General features: G+C 44.0%; 1 protein-coding gene and 1 rRNA gene. Both read left to right on the forward strand.

What is annotated here, in order from left to right; translation table 11 throughout:
• On the forward strand, window positions 1-253 hold a 253-nt coding region (locus tag AB0I81_RS64010; RefSeq protein ID WP_360680709.1), incomplete at its 5' end, for a hypothetical protein.
• A gap of 365 nt (window positions 254-618) precedes the next feature.
• A 16S ribosomal RNA gene (locus AB0I81_RS64015) occupies window positions 619-1,511 on the forward strand; the annotation flags it as partial.

The following is a 1,511-nucleotide window of genomic DNA, read 5'->3' on the forward strand; positions in this document are numbered from 1 at the left end:
AAAGAAACGAAGCCATGACCATTTTATAGGTTTAGATGTTTATGAATGCTCAGACTGGATAAATTCAGGTGATACTAGTCCAGATAATGAAGTGGTCTTCAATCATTTGCTGGCAGAAGTATATGAAGGTTTGAGCGCACATTATCAAGACTTACTACTTCGACAAATGCGAGGAGAAGAACTAACTCGCATGCAACGGTATCGCCTTCGTGAAAAAATAAAGGCCATCTTATTTTCAGAAGACGAAGAGTGAAGAGGAATTCCCTATTTTAATTAAAATAGGGAGTTTTTTGATAAGAGAAGAAAAAAGCAAGTTAAAAAAGACTAATTTTTTTAATTTACCAAAGCTAGTGGTGGCATGAAATAAAGCGAATACAGGAGAGGGAAAAAGCGAACGTAAGATAAAAAAAGGTATAAAAGTCACAGTTAATTCTTGACAAGTTTAGTTAGGTTTGATAGAATATAATAGTTGTCGCAAGAGACGAGGGTCTTGAAGCGATAAGCTAGACCATTGAAAACTGAATAAAGAAGAATGACTCATGTGATGTAGTAAGATACATCAAAAATCTGTCAATCAATAATGAAAGACAAGCCAGTCACTAAGGTGACTTAAATACTTTATTTGAGAGTTTGATCCTGGCTCAGGACGAACGCTGGCGGCGTGCCTAATACATGCAAGTTGAGCGCTGAAGGTTGGTACTTGTACCGACTGGATGAGCAGCGAACGGGTGAGTAACGCGTGGGGAATCTGCCTTTGAGCGGGGGACAACATTTGGAAACGAATGCTAATACCGCATAAAAACTTTAAACACAAGTTTTAAGTTTGAAAGATGCAATTGCATCACTCAAAGATGATCCCGCGTTGTATTAGCTAGTTGGTGAGGTAAAGGCTCACCAAGGCGATGATACATAGCCGACCTGAGAGGGTGATCGGCCACATTGGGACTGAGACACGGCCCAAACTCCTACGGGAGGCAGCAGTAGGGAATCTTCGGCAATGGACGAAAGTCTGACCGAGCAACGCCGCGTGAGTGAAGAAGGTTTTCGGATCGTAAAACTCTGTTGGTAGAGAAGAACGTTGGTGAGAGTGGAAAGCTCATCAAGTGACGGTAACTACCCAGAAAGGGACGGCTAACTACGTGCCAGCAGCCGCGGTAATACGTAGGTCCCGAGCGTTGTCCGGATTTATTGGGCGTAAAGCGAGCGCAGGTGGTTTATTAAGTCTGGTGTAAAAGGCAGTGGCTCAACCATTGTATGCATTGGAAACTGGTAGACTTGAGTGCAGGAGAGGAGAGTGGAATTCCATGTGTAGCGGTGAAATGCGTAGATATATGGAGGAACACCGGTGGCGAAAGCGGCTCTCTGGCCTGTAACTGACACTGAGGCTCGAAAGCGTGGGGAGCAAACAGGATTAGATACCCTGGTAGTCCACGCCGTAAACGATGAGTGCTAGATGTAGGGAGCTATAAGTTCTCTGTATCGCAGCTAACGCAATAAGCACTCCGCCTGGG

This window comes from Nonomuraea sp. NPDC050404, from assembly GCF_040655495.1.
Classification (GTDB): Bacteria; Actinomycetota; Actinomycetes; order Streptosporangiales; family Streptosporangiaceae; genus Nonomuraea.